Consider the following 16,535-nt stretch of genomic DNA (forward strand, 5'->3'; position numbering starts at 1 on the left):
CCGCACCGGCTCAGCCGGTGAAGACCCCCGCCCGGTCGGTCATCCGTTCGTACTCCTCCAGCCGGGCCTGCGTGCGCAGCGGCGCCGCGTCCGCCATGGCCTCCACCAGCACCATGGCCAGGGCGAGCGGCGCCGCGTGCGAGTCGAACACCAGCCGCTCGCCGACCGGGGCGTCCAGGATCACGTCCGCGTCGAACGGCACGTCCCGCCGGTCGGTGATCACCGCGGTGCGCAGGCCCAGCCCCTGGGCGTCCTTGAGGGCCTGTACGGCCTCGGCCGGATAGCGGGGCAGGACCACCGCGAGCAGCCAGCCGGCTCCGGCCCGGCGGGCGGCGTGCAGGCCGTCGGCCAGCTCGGAGCCGCCGTGGGTCAGCAGCCGCACGTCCGGGTGGATCCGGCGGGCGTAGTAGGCGAAGGTGGTGGCCAGCCCGCTGGAGACCCGCAGGCCCAGCACCGGCAGCGGCTCGCAGGCGGCCAGCGCGGCGCCCAGCTCCGTGACGGCCGAGGCGTCGGCCAGCCCCTCCCGCACCGCCCGGAGGTTGCCGATCTCCACGTCGATCGCGGTCTGCAGGTCGTTGGCCCGCGACGGGTCCTGGCCGCCGACGACCAGGGGTCGCAGCGCCTGGCGCAGCTCCGGGTAGCCGGCGAAGCCCAGGACCATCGCGAACCTGGTCACCGAGGGCTGGCTCACCCCGGCCCGCTCGGCCAGCTCCACACTCGACAGGAAGATCGCCTCGTCGAGGTGGTCGTCCAGGTAACGCGCGATCCGCCGCTGCACCGGCGAGAGCCGGTGGCCTTCCAGAAGCCGGTCGAGTCCGTCGCCCACGTCCCCTCCAACCGATCCGCCACCCGTGATCATTCCCCGCCGGGGGAGGCGGAGGATGCCTCACCGTACCCAAGCGCCGGACCCCGGCGGTCTCCCGTCTCATCCACCGGGGCGCGGCCGGTCCCGCCGGAGCGGGTCCCGGGTGCCGGTCTCCCCGGGCCGTCCCGGTGCCCGCGCGATGCCGGGCCCCGGGGCGGCGCCTTCCGTCCGCGGCCGGTCAGGACTCGCGCATCGGGACGCGGACCTCGCGCTCCTCGGCGACGGCGACGGCCTCGTCGTACCCGGCGTCGACGTGGCGGATCACGCCGGTGCCGGGGTCGTTGGTCAGGACCCGGTTGAGCTTCTCGGCGGCGAGCGCGGTGCCGTCGGCGACGGTGACCTGCCCGGCGTGGATGGACCGGCCGATGCCGACCCCGCCGCCGTGGTGGATGGAGACCCAGGCGGCGCCGGAGGCCACGTTGAGCATCGCGTTCAACAGCGGCCAGTCGGCGATGGCGTCGGAGCCGTCGAGCATGCCCTCGGTCTCGCGGTACGGGCTCGCGACGGAGCCGCAGTCGAGGTGGTCGCGGCCGATGACCAACGGCGCCTGGATCTCCCCGGAGGCGACCATGTCGTTGAACCGCTCGCCGGCCAGGTGGCGCTCGCCGTACCCGAGCCAGCAGATGCGGGCGGGCAGGCCCTGGAAGTGGACCCTCTCCCCGGCCATCCGGATCCACCGGGCCAGCGGTTCGTTGTCGGGGAACAGCTCCAGGACGGCCCGGTCGGTCGCGGCGATGTCGGCGGGGTCGCCCGACAGCGCGGCCCAGCGGAAGGGGCCCTTGCCCTCGCAGAACAGCGGCCGGATGTAGGCGGGCACGAAGCCGGGGAAGTCGAACGCGCGGGCGTAACCGGCGAGCTCGGCCTCGCCCCGGATCGAGTTGCCGTAGTCGAAGACCTCGGCCCCGGCGTCCTGGAAGCCGACCATCGCCTCCACGTGCCTGGCCATGGAATCGCGCGCCTTCGCGGTGAACCCGGCCGGGTCCTTGTCGCGCTCGGCGGCCATGTCGGCGAAGGCGACGCCCAGCGGAAGGTACATCAGCGGGTCGTGGGCCGAGGTCTGGTCGGTGACGACGTCGATCTCGGCGCCGCGGCGCAGCAGCTCGGGTACGGCCTCGGCCGCGTTGGCCTCGACGCCGATGCTCAGCGGGCGGCGCGCGTCGCGGGCCTCGTAGGCCAGGCGCAGCGCCTCGTCGAGGTCCTTGGCCCGCACGTCGAGGTAGCGGTGCTCGATCCGGCGCTCGATGCTGCGCGGGTCGCAGTCGACGCAGATCGCCACGCCGCCGTTCATGGTCACGGCCAGCGGCTGGGCGCCGCCCATGCCGCCGAGCCCGGCGGTCAGGGTGATCGTGCCGGCGAGGGACCCGCCGAAGCGCTTGTCGGCCACGGCCGCGAAGGTCTCGTATGTGCCCTGGAGGATGCCCTGGGTGCCGATGTAGATCCAGGAGCCCGCGGTCATCTGCCCGTACATGGTCAGGCCGGCGGCCTCCAGGCGGCGGAACTCCTCCCAGTTCGCCCAGTCGGGGACCAGGTTGGAGTTGGCGATGAGCACGCGGGGCGCCCACTCGTGGGTGCGGAAGACGCCGACCGGGCGGCCGGACTGCACCAGCAGCGTCTCGTCGCCCTCCAGGGTCGTCAGCGTGCGGGTGATCGCGTCGAACGAGCGCCAGTCGCGGGCCGCCCTGCCCGAACCGCCGTAGACGACGAGCTGCTCCGGATGCTCGGCCACCTCGGGGTCCAGGTTGTTCTGGATCATGCGGAGCGCGGCCTCCTGCGGCCAGCCCCTGGCGGTGAGCGTGGTGCCGCGCGGCGCGCGGACGGTCCGGCTGCCGGTCATGAATGGCCTCCCCATCGTCCTGAATGAACGCATTCATATTTGTCACTCGGAGGCCACAGGTCAACCCGGAGAGGGTCACAGGTCGACCCCGGGAGGGGGCATCCCGGAACGATCTCCGGGATGCCCCTCCTGCGGTCTCCGTCCCGGCCGCGTCCCGCACGAACGGGACCGGGCGGTGGACCGGTGAGCGCACCACGGGCGCTCCGGCGCGAAGGAGAGGCTTCGCAGAGCGGGGGTTCCCGGTTTCCCCCATGGTCAACCGGGCCGCCGGACCGTCTTGCCCGAACCGCCCCGTAACGGTCCCAGGAATTTGCCAGGAGTCTACGGAGCGGACGGTCCGGGCTTGCCCGTCTAGGTCGCCGGCAGGAGGAACTGGGTGGCGGCGAGCTCGCGGTAGAGGTCGTCGCCGTCGAGGAGCTCGTCGTGGGTGCCGACGGCCCTGACCCTGCCCGCCTCCATCACCACGATCCGGTCGGCGCCGGTCACCGTGGACAGCCGGTGCGCGATCACCAGCACGGTCGTCTCCCTGGCCACCTCCGCGATGACCTCGCGCAGCCGCAGCTCGTTGACCGCGTCGAGCTGGGAGGTGGCCTCGTCCAGCAGGAGCAGCCGGGGCCGGCGCAGCAGCGCCCTGGCGATGGCGACGCGCTGGCGCTCCCCGCCCGACAGCAGGACCCCGCGGTGGCCGACCTTGGTCTCCAGCCCTTCGGGGAGGCGGGCGGCCAGGTCCTCCAGGCGGGTCAGCGCGAGCACCCGGCGCACCTCCTCCTCCGCCACGCCGGGCGCGGCGAACAGGAGGTTCTCCCGGAGCGAGCCGTCCAGCACGGGCGCGTCCTGCTCGACGTACCCGACGGCGGCGCGCAGCTCGGCCAGCGGCCAGTGCCGGATGTCGCGCCCGTCGACCGTGATCCTCCCGCTCTGCTGCTCGTAGAAGCGCTCCAGCAGCGCGAACACCGTGGACTTGCCCGCCCCGGACGGGCCGACGAGCGCGGTCATGCCGCCGGCCGGGACGGCGAAGGAGACGTCGTGGTGGACCACGGGCCGGTCGTCGCCGTAGCGGAAGCCCACGGACTCGAACCTCACCCCCGCCGGGACCGTGCCGGGCGCGGGGACCGGCCCGGCGGTCTCCTCGGCCGGGAGGTCCTCGATCTCCCGGATCCGCTTGACCGCCGCCAGGCCGCTCTGCACCTGGGTGAATCCCTGGACCAGCTGGCCGACCGGCGCGACGAGGAAGAACAGGTAGAGCAGGAAGGCGATCAGCGCGGAGACCTCCATCTCGCCGGCGGCGACCCGCGCCCCGCCGACGCCGAGCACGGCCACGAAGGCGAGCTGCGCGGAGACCCACGCGGAGATGCCCACGATGGAGGTCAGCCAGGCGACGGCGATGCCGCGGTCGCGGGCCTCGCGCGCCGCGGCGCCCACTGTCGCGATCTCACGCTCCTCGGCGCCGCTGGCCTTGACGGTGCGGAAGGCCTGGAGCACCCGGTCGAGCACCGCGCCCATCTCGCCCACCGCCTCCTGCGCCTTGATCGAGGCCCGCTGGATGCGCGGCATGACCAGGCCCACGAGCCCGCCGACCACGACGAGGACCGCCAGCGTGACCAGGAGCAGCACCCCGTCCATGAAGGCCATCATCACGATCGCGCCCACCAGCATGAACAGGGAGCTGACCGACTCGACGATCCCGTCGGTGAACACCGCGCGCAGCAGGGTGGTGTCGGAGGTCACCCGGGAGAGCAGGTCGCCCGGCTTGAGCCGGTCCACCTCGGAGACGCGCAACCTCATCATGCGTCCCACCAGGCTCTGCCGGGCCGAGAACACGATGCCCTCGCCCATGCGTTCCAGGACGTACCGGCCCAGCGCCCCGATGCCCGCGCCCAGCACCACGGCGGCCGTCAGCGCGAGCACCGGCCCGGCCAGGGACTGCTCCCGGCCGAACGCGTCGACCACCGACTTGGCCAGCAGCGGCATCGCCAGCCCGGCCAGCGAGCTGACGAGGCTGAGAGCCCCGCCGGCCAGCAGGACGCGCCAGTACGGCCGGACGTAGCCGAACAGCAGGCTCCACGACGCCGTGTCCCCGGATCCGGCTGCCGGCCCCCCGGGCGCGTGTTCAGATGCGGTCGCGGTCACTCTCTCCCCTTCCGGGTTCCCCTCCGGACGAACGCGACCGGCCCCCGGCCGCCGCTCTTCCTGTCTACCGCTCATGCCTTCTCCCCGAGCGTTTCGCCCGTTTCCATAGACCAAAGTCGACTTTGTCAACATAAGTTGACTCGATGGCCATGTCAACCCAAGTTGACTTACACTCCGGAGAGGAGGACGGCGCCGAGGGGCGGCGATGCGGCGGGAGGGGGAACGGCGAGAAGCGCCGGACCGCGCACCGGGGAGGGGTGCGGCGGCCGGCGCTTCGCGGGGCGCAGCCGTGAAGGAGCGGACGGAGAGGGGGGTCAGGCCGGGGTCAGGACCAGGCAGGCGTTGCTGCCGCCGAAGCCGAAGGAGTTGGACAGCACCGGGCCCGCCGGGATCCGGCGCGGCGCTCCGTGGACGAGGTCGATCATCTCCGTGGCCGGGCCCGAGGTGAAGTTGGCCGTCGGCGGGACCAGGCCCTCCCGGGCGGAGAGCAGGCCGACCACCGCCTCGAACGCCCCCGCCCCGCCGACCAGGTGGCCGCTGACGCCCTTGGTGGAGGTCACCGGGGGCGTGCGCCCGCCGGAGCCGCCGAAGAGGTCGCGCAGGGCGAGCGCCTCGGCGTCGTCGTTGTGCGGGGTGGAGGTGCCGTGCGCGTTGACGTGGCCGACGTCCCCCGGCGACAGCCCGGCGTCGGCCAGCGCCGCGCGCATGCAGCCGGCCGCGACGGAGCCGTCCCGCAGCGGCGCGACGATGTGGTTGGCGTCGCAGTTGGCCGCGTAGCCGCTCACCTCGCCGTAGACGCGGGCGCCGCGCGCCTCGGCCAGATCGGAGCGCTCCAGGACGAGGAAGGCCGCGCCCTCGCCCATGACGAAGCCGTCGCGCTTCTCGTCGAAGGGGCGCGAGGCCTCCGCGGGCGCGTCCAGCCGTTCCGACAGCGCGCCCACCTTGGCGAAGGCCTCCATGACCAGCGGGGACAGCAGCGCGTCCAGGCCGCCGGCCACGGCCGAGCCGACCGTGCCCGAGCGGATCGCGCGCAGCGCCTCGCCGATCGCGGTGGCCCCGCTCGCGCAGGCCGTGTTGAAGGTCAGGCACGGCCCGCGGTAGCCGTACCGGATGGCGATGCGCGCGGCCGTGGAGCTGGACATCAGCGCCGGTACGGCGTGCACGGGCACCTTCTCCCTGCCGAGGGTGTGCCCCACGATCAGGTTCTCCAGGGTGGCGAACCCGCCGCCGCCGGTGCCGACGTAGACGCCGCGGTCCTCCGGGGACAGGCCGCCCGCGTCGGTGACGGCGTCGATCGCGGCGGCCAGGCCGATCTGCGCGGTCCGGTCGAGGGTGCGCAGCTCGCGGCCGGTGAAGTAGTCGAGCGGCTCGAAGGGGGCCAGCGGGCATCCGATGGGCACGGGACCGCCGGCCAGGCCGGGGATCACGGTGGCCGTCGACTTGCCGGCCAGCACCGTGGAGAGGACCTCCCCGGCGGTGTTGCCCGCCGGACTCTTGACCCCGATCCCGGTGACGACGACGCGCACGTCCGCCTCCCCGCCCCCCGGGCCGTTCCCGCCCCTCCCGCCGGTCACCGGGCCGCCATCGCGGCGTGCAGGATGCCGGCCATGTCGGCCACGGTCCGCGCGCCGGCGAAGTCGGCCGGTTCGAGCTGGACGCCGAGCCGCTCCTCGATGATGACCGCGATCTCCACCCACTCGAGGCTGTCGATCTGGTGGTCGGCGATGGTGGCACTGGGTTTCACCTGGTCGCTCGGCACACTGAGCACCTCGGCGATCGCCGACCTGACGACGGACGTGGCTGAGTCAAGGCTTGTCATTCGCCCACCTTTTGACGGGATTCGATTCGCTCGCGCCCATGCAGACCCCGGACTATGCCCTCTAGACACATGTTCTGTCTAGACCCTGGGAGGCGGAATTCCCGCGCCTCCCACTCATTTGCGGATGGTTTCCGCGGCCGGGAATTTGCGGATGGTTTCCGCGGCCGGGAAATCGCGGCAATCCGATGGCCTCCCGGCGACGAACAACCCGTCGAGGAACCCGGCCGGATCCTTGCTCTCCCCATCCCGAGGCCGGTCGCATCCGCGGCCGGCAGCCGAAAGGACCTACGACATGGAGTTCCGGATCAACCGGCGCGCCCTGCTGGGACTGGGCGTGTCCGGAGCGTTGATCGCCTCCTCGTTCGCCCTGCTCAGCCCCGCGACCGGCACGGCGTCCTCGCACCGCGAGGCCCCGATGATCTCAGGTGACCCGCGCAACGACAACACCGACGTCTACGCGTTCGTCAGCCCCGACAAAACAGACACGGTAACGCTTCTCGCCAATTTCATCCCGTTCCAGGAGCCGAACGGCGGGCCGAACTTCTACTCGTTCGACGTCAATTCCCGGTACAACATCAAGATCGACAGTGACGGCGACGCGAAGCCCGACATCACCTACCAGTGGCGCTTCCGTAATGAGGACAAGCGTGGAAACGCCACATTCCTCTACAACAACGGTCCCGTCACCTCGCTGAACGACGAGAACCTGCTGTTCAGGCAGCGCTACACACTGCTCAAGATCACTTCCCAGGGCACCAAGACGCTGGTGTCCAACGGGATCGTGGCGCCGAGCAACGTCGGCGCCGCCTCGATCCCCGACTACGGCACCTTGCGCTCGCAGGCCATCACCACCCTGCCGGGCGACGGCAAGACCTACGCCGGGCAGTCGGACGAGTCGTTCTTCCTCGACCTGCGGGTCTTCGACCTGCTGTACGGCGGTGACCTGTCCGAGGTCGGCCAGGACACCCTCAAGGGCTACAACGTCAACACGCTGGCGCTCCAGCTGCCCAAGGACGAGGTCGCCCTGAAGGGCAACTCGAAGGACAACCCGGTCATCGGCGTGTGGTCCACCGTGGACAAGAAGGGGGCCGACGGCTTCGTCCAGGTCTCCCGGCTGGGACAGCCGCTGGTCAACGAGCTCGTGATGCCGGCCGGGCTGAAGGACACCTTCAACTCGATCAGCCCCGACAAGGACGCCGGCATCCCGGCGGTCGTCAACCGCGTCACCGACCCCGAGCTGGCCCGGCTGCTGCAGGCCATCTACGGCATCAAGGCGCCCGCGACCCCGCGCAACGACCTGGTCGAGATCTTCCTGACCGGTATCGCCAAGGACAACGGCCCGATCAAGACGGACCTCAACTCGCAGACCCTCAACAAGGACGCGGTCAAGCTGCGCCCCTCGGAGATGCTGCGGCTGAACATGTCCATCGCGCCCAGCAAGGACCCCAACCGCCTCGGCGTGATCGGCGGCGACCCGCAGGGCTACCCCAACGGCCGTCGCTTCGTCGATGACACGGTCGACATCTCCCTGCAGGTGGTGGCCGGCGCCGCCCAGAGCGGCAAGCTCGTCGACGCTCTGGCAGCCGGGGACAAGGTGGACGCCAACGACAAGCCGACCGGCAAGACGTTCCCCTACATCCCGCTCCCCAGCAACAAGGCCGTGAACCAGAACTGATCCCCCAGGTGCGGAGCCCGGCCCGTCCGGGCTCCGCACCTCCCGCACCTCCCGCGTTTCCCGCCTTTCCGGGAGACCGTTCCCGCACTTCCGCGCCTCCCGCACTCCCGCACTCCCGCACTCCGGGGAGACCGCCCCCGCGCCTCCCGTACTCCTCGCCCTTCCGCGAGCCGTTCCCGCCGTGACCGCGCACCCGCCCAGGAGAGATCACCGTGAAGACTTCCCTCCCCGAGAGGAGACCGCCGCGAGACGGCCGCGCCGGCGTCCCCGGCGTCCCCGACGGCTCCGACGGCTCCGGCCGTCGTGGGACGTCCGCCGCGCGGACCCGCGTCAAGGTGGGGATCGCCGTCCTGGGGCTGGCCGTGGCGCTGACCGCGGGCGCCTCGCTGTTCCCCTGGCAGACAGTCCCGCCGGGTACCGGCTCGGCCGAGGTGCCGGTCCAGATCGCGGGTCCCGCCGAGCTCCCCTCCTCCGCCGCCTCGGTGGAGGAGGCGATCAAGGGGCTGGGCGACCGGCTGCGCCGCCTGCCGCGGGACGACCAGGCCTGGGCGGGCCTGGGTGCGGCCTACATCCAGCAGGCCCGCCTCACCGCCGACCCGTCCCTGTACCCCAGGGCCGAGCGGGCGCTGGCCCGGTCCGCCGAGCTGAGCCCGGACAACTTCGCCGCCCTGACCGGCCAGGCCGCGCTCGCCGCCGGACGCCACGACTTCGCCGAAGCCGTACGGCTGGCGCGGCGCTCGGCCGCCGTCAATCCCTACGGCCCCGGCGCCCAGGCGGTCCTGGCCGACGCCTACACCCAGCTCGGCCGGTACGGCGACGCCGAGCGGGCGATCGACCGGATGATGGAGCTGCGGCCCGGCGTCGCGGCCTTCACCCGGGCCTCCTACGCCGCCGAGCTGCGCGGCGACCGCGCCGAGGCCCGCCGGATGCTGGAGCGCGCCCTGCAGGACGCCTTCACCCCCGCCGACGTCGCCTACTGCCACTACTACCTGGGCGAGCTCGACCTGCACGCCGGCGACCTCGCCGGGGCCGCCGAGCGCTACCGCACGGCGCTGCAGGCCTCTCCGGACTTCACCCCCGCGCTGGCCGGCACCGCCAGGGCCGCCGCGCTCGACGGCAGGACGGCCGAGGCGCTCGACCTGTACGCCACGGTGGTCGGGCGGCTGCCGCTGGCCCAGTACGTGGTCGAGTACGCGGAGGTGCTCAAGGCCTCGGGCGCCGACCCCTCGGGACAGTGGGAGCTGCTGCGCGCGCAGCGGCGCCTGATGGCCGAGGCCGGCGTCAAGGACGATCTGACCTGGGCGGAGTACGAGGCCGACCACGGCTCCCCGGCCCGGGCCGTCGAACACGCCCGCGCCGAGTACGCCCGCAACCCCAACGTGGTGGCCGCCGACGCCCTGGCCTGGTCGCTGCACCGCGACGGCCGCAGCCGCGAGGCCCTGCCGTACGCGGAGAAGGCCACCGCCACCGGCTGGCGCAACGCCCTCCTGCTGCACCACCGCACCGAGATCGAGCGCGCGCTCGGCATGAAGGACCGGGCCCGCCGGTCGGCCGACGCGGCCCGCGACGCCAACCCGGCCTTCTCCCCTCGCCTGCCCGCCCTGGCGAGATTCTCCTGACCCCCGCCCGGGCGGGTCTCTCTCCCGACCCTCCCCAGCCCGCCCGGGGCGGGACCCTCCGATCCCACCGGCCGCCCTCGCAGAGCCTCTCCCGATCTCACGACCGCTCTCGTGGGCGCCACCCGCTCCAGGCCCTCCCGGCCCCTCCCACGCCCGCCCCGGCGAGGTCCGTCCGGCCTCCCGGAACGACCCGAGGTTCTCTCCATGACGCCCCGAACGATGTCCCGCCCGATGACCGCCTGGATCGCCACCGGTCTCGTGGCCCTGGGCACGGCGCTCGCCCTGCCGGCCGCCCCGGCCGCGGCGGCGACGGCACCCGTGACCGTGACCGTGACAGGGACGGCGACGGTGACGGCGACGGCCGCGACCCCGGCCGTCGCGCACCCGCTGGGCAACTTCACCGTCAACCACTACAACGGCCTGCGGGTCTTCCCCGACCGGGTGGAGAACCACGCCATCATCGACAGCGCCGAGCTGCCCACCCTGCAGAGCCGCCCCGCGGCGGACACCGACCGCTCGGGCGCGGTGTCACCGGCCGAGCGGTCGGCGTACGGCGCGGCCCGCTGCGCCGGGCTGGCCTCCGCGCAGCGGCTGAGCGTGAACGGCACCGCTGTGACGTGGCGGGTCGTCGCTTCGGACTTCGCCTACGCGCCGGGACAGGGCGGCCTGGAGACCAGCCGGCTGACGTGCTCGCTGTCCGCCACGGCTTCCCGGCCGCGGACGGTCGAGTTCGAGGACGGGTTCCTGGACGACCGGCTGGGCTGGCGGGAGGCCACCGCGGTCGCCCTCGGCGGGGTCCGGCTGACGGAGTCCTCGGTGCCGGAGACGAGTGTGAGCGGGGAACTGCGCAGCTATCCCGACGATCTGCTGACGAGCCCGCTCGACCAGCGCACCGCGCGGTTGAGCGTCGGCCCCGGGAACAACGGCGTTCCCGGGACCGGGCCCCGGACCGGACTGGAGACCGGTCCCGGGGCCGAGACCGGAACCGGAGTGGGAGCCGGTTCCGGGAACGGCGACACGGCCGGGGCCGGGCCCGATGCCGGCACGGGAACCGGCACCGGCCCCGGACCGTCCTCGGCCGTGTCGCCACTCCTGCCCCCGGGGCCGATCGGGGACGCGTTCGCCGCGCTGGACCGCGCGTTCACCGGCCTGATCGGCACCGAGTCGCTGACGGTCCCGCTCGGTCTGCTGGCGGTGGGCATCGCCGTGCTCCTGGGAGCGGGGCACGCGCTCATCCCCGGCCACGGCAAGACCATCATGGCCGCCTACCTGGCGGGACGGCGCGGCCGGCCGCGTGACGCCCTGGTCGTCGGCGCCACCGTGACCGTCACCCACACCCTGGGCGTCCTGGTGGTGGGCCTGCTGCTGAGCGCCTTCTCCTTCCTCACCGGGGAGTCGGTTCTCGCCTGGCTCGGCCTGGCCAGCGGCCTGATCATCGTCGCCGTGGGCACCCGCCTGCTGTCCACCGCCTGGCGCGCCTACCGCACCGGCGAGTCGCTCCCCCACGGTCACGGCCACGGCCACTTCGGCGCTTTCGGCCATGGCCACGGCCACGGCCACGGCCACGGCCACGGGCATGCTCACGAGCCCGAGGGCGGGCAGGGGCACGAGCACGACCATGACGACGAGCACGACCACGGTCACGAGCACGAGGACAGTCACGGGCACGGGCACGGGCACGGGGACGCGGACGCGGACGCGGACCGCCAGGCCGTCCGGGTGGCGGTCCTGGACACGCCGGACGCGCAACAGGCCGCCGGCGCCCCGATCTCCGAGGCTCCGGTCTCGGCCGCTCCGGCCCGTGACGACAGACCGGCGCCCGCACAGTCGCAACGCGGGCTGGTGGGCCTGGGCATAGCGGGCGGGCTGGTGCCGAGCCCTTCGGCACTGATCGTCCTGCTCGGCGCGATCGCGCTCGGGCGGACCTGGTTCGGGATCGCGCTGGTCCTGGCCTACGGCATCGGCATGGCCGGGACCCTCACGGCCACCGGCCTGCTCCTGGTCAGGCTCGCCGGGCGGCTCGACCGCTTCGCGACGGCGGGCCGGGGCCTGGCGGCCCGCCTGTCGGCCCTGGCCCCGGTCGGCACCGCCGTGGTCGTCGTCCTGCTCGGTCTCGGCCTCGCCCTGCGCAGCCTCACCGGCGCGGTATGACCGCCTCCGGCCGCCGGGAGAATCCGCGTGCACTGGGGACCAGGGCCGCAGCCGCAGGAGCGAGGAAGCAGACCAGCGCGCAGACGCCCAGGACCGCCGGCCACCCGAAGGCGTCCATCGCCGGGGCGATGAGTACGAGCCCGGCCGGTGCGAGCCCGTAGGACAACAGGAAGTCCAGCGAGGAGACCCGGGCCAGCAGGCCCGGGTCGACCTCGCGCTGCGTCGCGGTGAACCACGGGACGTTGAACAGCTCGATCCCCAGGCCGGCGACGAGGTAGGCGCCCGCCACCACGAGCGGATGCACCGGCAGCAGCAGGCTGAGCGGCGCGAAGCCGTAGCAGGCCAGTCCGGCGAGCGCGGCCCGGCCCTGGGCCCGGGGCCGCCAGCGCGCGATGATCAGAGCGCCGGCCAGCGCGCCCGCGACGTAGGCGGTGGTGGCCCCGGCCAGCACCGCCTCGGTGCCGTACCGGTCCCTGCTCACCAGGGGGAGGACGACGCCCGTCGCGGAGTACCCCGTGGCGATGACGGCGGTGAGCGCGGCCAGGCCGGCCACGAACCAGGGATGCCTGCGCGCCTCGCGCACGCCGTCGGCGAGCTCGGTCAGGAACGGGGCCCGCGGGCGGGCCGGGACGGTGGTGGGACCGACCGCCGGGGAGGCCGGGGGCAGCAGCGCCGCCGGCAGCCAGAGCAGCCCGGTGGCCACCAGCAGCGTCCGCGTGTCGAGGACCGCGGCCAGAAGGGCGGTCAGCCCGGGTGCGACCAGGGTGGTGATCCGTACGGCGAGCGTCATCGCCGCGTTGGCCTGCTGCCGGCGTGAGGCGTCGACCACCTCGGCGGTGAGCGCCTGGAACGCGGGACGGCAGGCCCCCTGTCCTGCTCCCACCACCGCGGCCGCCCCGCACATGAGCGGTGCGGACCCGCCGAGACCGGCGGCGATCAGCGGCGTGGCCAGCGCCGCGGCCAGCCCGGCCCACAGGACGACCACCCGGCGCGGATACCGGTCGGCCAGCACGCCGCCGACGGGGACGGCGGCCAGGAAGCCCGCCGTACGGGCGGCGAGCGCGAGACCGAGGCCGGCCGGGGTGAGAACGCGGTCGAGCACCGCCAGCCCGAGGACGAACGGCAGCGCCCAGGTGGCCAGGCCCGAGGCCGTGGTGGCCGCCCACAGCCGCAGGAAGGGCAGGTCGCGCAGGACGGACCGGTGTCCGGGAAGGGCGCCGGATGCTTCGGGCGCCGGTGTCGTGGTCACGGGGTTGTGCTCCTCTGCGCGTTTCCGCGGCCGTTCCCGCACGGTGCCGTGCCGGGAGGCGAGGCCGCGGCCGTGGGCGGCCGTCGATCTCGTGTAGGGTTCCGGAGAACGATAACGAAAACGGTTATCGATTCAAAAACCAGCACATGTTCGTCGCACCTCTCTGGAGGCAGCCCATGTCCCCCCGCGCCCGCCTCGGTGCCGCACTCGCCCTCGCCTTGACGGTCGCGGGCTGCGCGACCCCCGCCGAGACCCTCTCCTCCGGTCCACCCTCCGGCGGCTCCCCCGCGCAGCGGGCGACGACGGTGACGAGCTGCGGCCACGAGCTCTCCTTCCAGCGCCCTCCGTCCCGGGTCGTCACCCTGGAGCAGTCCTCGACCGAGCTCCTCCTGGCCCTCGGCCTGCAGGACCGGATGGCCGGGACCTCCAACCTCAAGACGGAGATCCCCTCGCGGTACCGGGAGGCGTACGGAAGGATCCCGGTACTCAACCCCAAGATCATCACCACCGAGCAGCTCCGGGCGGCCACCCCCGACCTGGCCGTCTCCCCGTTCACCTCCCTCTTCACCAAGGACCGGGCCGGCACCCGGGAGGAGCTCCACCGGGCGGGCCTGCCGACCTACGTGAGCGCGGTGGACTGCCCCGACCTGGCGAAGGCCGGTCTGACCCCGTTCGACCTGCTGTTCCAGGACTACGAGAACCTGGGACGGATCTTCGGGATCGAGGACCGGGCCGCCGCCCTCGTCGCGGAGCAGCGGGCCGCGGTCGACGCGGCGGCGGCCTCCGGGAAGAAGGCGGCGGGCAGGCCCTCGATCGTCTGGTTGTACTCGATGTTCAACGGCGTCCCGTACGTCGCGGGCGACGGCGGCATGCCCGGCGCGATGAGCGAGCTCCTCGGCGCCGAGAACGCCTTCGGCGACGTCGACGAGCTGTGGCCGGAGGTGTCCTGGGAGGAGGTCGCCAAAAGGGACCCCGACGTCATCGTGATCGGCGACCTGTCGGAGCGCGGCAGGCCGGGAGACTCCGCCGCGGAGAAGATCGCGATGATGCGGGACAACCCGCTGGCCGCGAAACTGACCGCGGTGCGGGAGAACCGCCTCATCGAGGTCCCGGGGATCGAGCTGGACCCGTCGGTGCGCACCGTGAACACCCTGCGGCTCGTCACCGAAGGGCTGGAGAGGTTCGGCCATGTCCGTTAGTCCCCCGGACGGGTCCGTCTCCGCCCTCCACCCGGCGGCCCGCGGGAAGCTCCCGTCCGCCACGTCCCCCGACGCGGGGGAGAGCCCGCAGGACCCGTCCCCGGACACCGGCGAGAGCCCGCAGAACCCGCCCGCCGCACATCCCGACGCCGGGGAGAGCGCGCCCTCCGCCACGCCCGCCCGGGACGGGCTCTCCGGGCTCTCGGCTGCGGCGCTGTTCACCGCCGGAATCGCGGCCCTGGCCGGTTCGGTGGTGATCTGCGTGCGCGTCGGCAGCAGCGACGTGGGTTACTCCGACCTCGCCGGCGCGCTGGGCCGGCGGCTGGGCCTGGTGACCGAGCCGCTCCCTCCGCTGCTCGACTCACTCATCTGGGACCTGCGCCTGCCGCGCGTCCTCCTCTCCGCGCTGGTCGGGGCGTCCCTGGCGGTCTGCGGGGCGGCGTTGCAGGCGGTGACCCGCAACGCCCTCGCCGACCCCTACCTGCTGGGCGTGTCCTCCGGCGCCTCGACCGGTGCCGTGGCCGTGACCGTGCTCAGCGTGGGCTCGGGTTCCTTGGGCCTGACCGGAGGGGCGTTCGCCGGCGCTCTCGTCTCGTTCGGCCTGCTCATGCTCCTGCTGCGCCGTACCGGCCTGGACTCCTCCAGGATCGTGCTGACGGGGGTGGTGGTGGGGCAGCTCTTCACCGCCCTCACCTCGCTGGTCCTGATGACCTCGGGGGACGCCGACATCACTCGGGCGATCACGCACTGGCTCCTCGGTTCGATGGCGTCGGCCCGCTGGGACGCGGTGGCCGTGTGCGCCGTCACGGGCGCGGCGGGGATGGTCGTGGTGCAGGCGTGCGCACCCGCCCTCGACGGGTTCTCCTTCGGCGCGGACACCGCGGCATCCCTGGGGGTCGACGTCCGGACGACGCGGCTGGTCCTGCTGGTCACCACGGCGCTGCTGACCTCGACGGCCGTGGCCTCCGTGGGCGCCATCGGATTCGTCGGCCTGATCGTGCCGCACGGCGTGCGGTTCCTGGCCGGCCCGCTGCACCGGGTCCTGCTGCCGTTCACGGCGCTGGCGGGCGGGATCTTCCTGGTGTGGGCCGACACGCTGGCACGGGTCGCGTTCTCGCCCCAGGAGGTGCCTGTCGGGGTGTTCACCGCCCTGCTCGGCGTCCCGCTGTTCCTCCTCGTCCTGCGCAGGCGGGGTGAGCTGTGAGGATCACAGTGGAGGGGCTGAGCTGGTCCGCCTCGGGCAGGGACATCGTCAGGGACGTCGATCTGGAGGTGAGGCCCGGTGAGACCCTCGGCTTGATCGGCCCCAACGGTTCCGGCAAGTCGTCCCTGCTGCGCTGCCTGGCGGGGATCAGGCCGGCCTCGGCGGGGGCGGTCCGGTACGACGGGCAGGACATCCGGGGCTGGAGCGCCCGCCGGATCGCCCGGCACACCGCCTTCGTGGAGCAGGCCACCGAGGCGGAGACCGACCTCCGGCTGGGCGACGTCGTCGCGCTGGGCCGGATGCCGTTCAGGGGCCGCTGGAGGGGACCGGACCGCACCGACCGCGAGGTAGTCGACGCGGCGCTGGCCCGGCTGGGCCTCACCGGGCTGCGGAACCGGGCGTGGAGGACGCTGTCGGGAGGGGAGCGCCAGCGCGCGCACATCGCGCGCGCCCTGGCCCAGCGGCCCCGGTGCATCCTCCTGGACGAGCCCACCAACCACCTGGACGTGCGGCATCAGTACGAGCTGATGGACCTGCTGGCCGGGACGGACCGGACCGTCCTCGTCGCGCTGCACGACCTGTCCCTGGCCGCCCGCTACTGCGACCGGCTCGTCCTGATGCACCGCGGCTCGCTCGTCGCGTCCGGCCCGCCCGGGACCGTGCTCACCCCCGGCCGGTTGCGAGGCGTCTTCGGGATCGACGCCGAGACGGGTCACGACCGCCTGGGCAACCTCACCGTCGCCTGCCGGGGAGTGGCGCGGGACCCGGCCTGAAGCGGCGGGCCCGGAAG

The 16,535-nt window shown here is 73.6% G+C and carries 12 protein-coding genes; 6 read left to right on the forward strand and 6 right to left on the reverse strand.

Annotated features, from left to right (window positions below; genetic code table 11):
• Positions 1–10 precede the first annotated feature (10 nt).
• The 5 genes from Pta02_RS15690 to Pta02_RS15710 all read right to left on the reverse strand — a co-directional run bounded on the left by Pta02_RS15690 (position 11) and on the right by Pta02_RS15710 (position 6,648).
• Positions 11–826 carry a MurR/RpiR family transcriptional regulator gene (locus Pta02_RS15690; protein WP_239130660.1) on the reverse strand — a complete coding sequence of 272 codons (816 nt, stop codon included), beginning with the start codon at positions 824–826 and terminating at the stop codon, positions 11–13.
• A 217-nt stretch (positions 827–1,043) separates the two neighbouring features.
• Positions 1,044–2,699, reverse strand: a complete 1,656-nt coding sequence (hutU, locus tag Pta02_RS15695; RefSeq protein WP_203875547.1) for a urocanate hydratase — start codon at positions 2,697–2,699, stop codon at positions 1,044–1,046.
• Between the two features lie 351 nt (positions 2,700–3,050).
• Positions 3,051–4,829: an ABC transporter ATP-binding protein gene (locus Pta02_RS15700; protein WP_239130662.1), complete on the reverse strand. Its 1,779-nt coding sequence runs from the start codon at positions 4,827–4,829 to the stop codon at positions 3,051–3,053.
• Between the two features lie 314 nt (positions 4,830–5,143).
• Complete coding sequence (locus Pta02_RS15705) at positions 5,144–6,355, reverse strand: beta-ketoacyl-[acyl-carrier-protein] synthase family protein (protein ID WP_203875549.1); 1,212 nt, start codon at positions 6,353–6,355, stop codon at positions 5,144–5,146.
• Between the two features lie 44 nt (positions 6,356–6,399).
• Complete coding sequence (locus Pta02_RS15710) at positions 6,400–6,648, reverse strand: acyl carrier protein (protein ID WP_203875550.1); 249 nt, start codon at positions 6,646–6,648, stop codon at positions 6,400–6,402.
• A gap of 292 nt (positions 6,649–6,940) precedes the next feature.
• On the opposite strand from Pta02_RS15710, the gene Pta02_RS15715 reads away from it, so the two are divergent.
• From Pta02_RS15715 to Pta02_RS15725, 3 genes are all read left to right on the forward strand, one after another.
• Positions 6,941–8,323 (forward strand): DUF4331 domain-containing protein, encoded by a 1,383-nt coding sequence (locus Pta02_RS15715; RefSeq protein WP_203875551.1) that lies wholly within the window; start codon positions 6,941–6,943, stop codon positions 8,321–8,323.
• Between the two features lie 212 nt (positions 8,324–8,535).
• Positions 8,536–9,942: a tetratricopeptide repeat protein gene (locus tag Pta02_RS15720; RefSeq protein ID WP_203875552.1), complete on the forward strand. Its 1,407-nt coding sequence runs from the start codon at positions 8,536–8,538 to the stop codon at positions 9,940–9,942.
• Positions 9,943–10,146: 204 nt separating this feature from the next.
• A complete protein-coding gene (locus tag Pta02_RS15725) occupies positions 10,147–12,093 on the forward strand; it encodes a High-affinity nickel-transporter (RefSeq protein ID WP_203875553.1) in 1,947 nt (648 codons plus the stop codon).
• Here the strand turns inward: Pta02_RS15725 and Pta02_RS15730 are convergent.
• The gene (locus Pta02_RS15730; RefSeq protein ID WP_203875554.1) at positions 12,077–13,342 is read right to left on the reverse strand and encodes an MFS transporter; all 1,266 of its coding nucleotides are present in this window, start codon (positions 13,340–13,342) and stop codon (positions 12,077–12,079) included. The genes Pta02_RS15725 and Pta02_RS15730 overlap by 17 nt on opposite strands.
• A 176-nt stretch (positions 13,343–13,518) precedes the next feature.
• Between Pta02_RS15730 and Pta02_RS15735 the strand changes: the two genes are divergently transcribed.
• Genes Pta02_RS15735 through Pta02_RS15745 form a run of 3 tightly spaced genes read left to right on the forward strand, consistent with a single transcriptional unit; the run spans position 13,519 to position 16,518 of the window.
• Positions 13,519–14,541 carry an ABC transporter substrate-binding protein gene (locus tag Pta02_RS15735; protein ID WP_203875555.1) on the forward strand — a complete coding sequence of 341 codons (1,023 nt, stop codon included), beginning with the start codon at positions 13,519–13,521 and terminating at the stop codon, positions 14,539–14,541.
• On the forward strand, positions 14,531–15,745 hold the full coding sequence (locus tag Pta02_RS15740; RefSeq protein ID WP_203875556.1) for an iron chelate uptake ABC transporter family permease subunit: 1,215 nt from the start codon (positions 14,531–14,533) through the stop codon (positions 15,743–15,745). The genes Pta02_RS15735 and Pta02_RS15740 overlap by 11 nt, the downstream gene beginning before the upstream one ends.
• Positions 15,742–16,518 (forward strand): ABC transporter ATP-binding protein, encoded by a 777-nt coding sequence (locus Pta02_RS15745; RefSeq protein WP_203875557.1) that lies wholly within the window; start codon positions 15,742–15,744, stop codon positions 16,516–16,518. The genes Pta02_RS15740 and Pta02_RS15745 overlap by 4 nt, the downstream gene beginning before the upstream one ends.
• Positions 16,519–16,535 lie beyond the last annotated feature (17 nt).

It is taken from the genome of Paraplanobispora takensis, assembly GCF_016863195.1.
GTDB classification, from domain to species: domain Bacteria; phylum Actinomycetota; class Actinomycetes; order Streptosporangiales; family Streptosporangiaceae; genus Planobispora; species Planobispora takensis.

What these genes read in the sequence shown, in the direction of transcription:
- hutU (WP_203875547.1), bottom strand. Translation starts at nt 2,699, where the DNA reads ATGACCGGCAGCCGGACCGTCCGCGCGCCGCGCGGCACCACGCTCACC.
- Pta02_RS15710 (WP_203875550.1), bottom strand. Translation starts at nt 6,648, where the DNA reads ATGACAAGCCTTGACTCAGCCACGTCCGTCGTCAGGTCGGCGATCGCC.
- Pta02_RS15715 (WP_203875551.1), top strand. Translation starts at nt 6,941, where the DNA reads ATGGAGTTCCGGATCAACCGGCGCGCCCTGCTGGGACTGGGCGTGTCC.
- Pta02_RS15725 (WP_203875553.1), top strand. Translation starts at nt 10,147, where the DNA reads ATGACGCCCCGAACGATGTCCCGCCCGATGACCGCCTGGATCGCCACC.
- Pta02_RS15735 (WP_203875555.1), top strand. Translation starts at nt 13,519, where the DNA reads ATGTCCCCCCGCGCCCGCCTCGGTGCCGCACTCGCCCTCGCCTTGACG.
- Pta02_RS15740 (WP_203875556.1), top strand. Translation starts at nt 14,531, where the DNA reads ATGTCCGTTAGTCCCCCGGACGGGTCCGTCTCCGCCCTCCACCCGGCG.